The organism is Paraburkholderia sp. 31.1 (genome assembly GCF_014397645.1).
GTDB lineage: Bacteria > Pseudomonadota > Gammaproteobacteria > Burkholderiales > Burkholderiaceae > Paraburkholderia > Paraburkholderia tuberum.
In genome coordinates, this window is the sequence record NZ_VZQN01000204.1 from 1 (window position 1) to 566 (window position 566).

Genomic DNA, 566 nt, shown 5'->3' on the forward strand with positions numbered 1-566 from the left:
GGTGAGGTCCCGTGGACCTGCCGGTGCTGCCTACTGCGCCGAGTCGTTGTCCTTCAGTCACGGACGCGCCAACGCGCAAATCGCGGGCGAAGCTAGACAGATGTGCGTAATACGTCGTATAGCCTTGCGGATGATTGAGCACAACGTACTGCCCATATCCGCTTTCGTTGCCTACGAACTTCACGGTTCCCGAAGCAGCCGCCACTACGGGCGTCCCCTTCGGCGCACTAAAGTCCACGCCGGTGTGAAAATGCTGCTTGCCGCTGACCGGATGGACACGATTGCCGAAAGTCGAACTGACCCTAACGTAATCGAGCGGCATCGAAAAGGGTTCAGCGGCAAGCCGCCGTCCGTCGAATGAATAATAGTCCCCGTTGGCGTGCCCCGGTGCGACAAACCACACGGCCTGGTAGACCTTAGCGCCTGAGCGGAGTTCGATGGCCGTCACGCGCCTGCGCTGTGGCGCCGCGGCATCGCGCCCGTGGAAAACGCGATAGGTGTCGCCCTTCTGCGCGGGCGCCGCAACGTCGAGCCGGGAGGCAAAAATACGTGCAATCTGTTCCCGT

1 protein-coding gene is annotated in these 566 nt (G+C 61.5%); it reads right to left on the reverse strand.

Going from position 1 to position 566, the window contains the following annotated elements:
- The coding region (locus F6X37_RS38175; RefSeq protein ID WP_187614694.1) for a M23 family metallopeptidase at nucleotides 1–566 on the reverse strand (566 nt) is incomplete at both ends.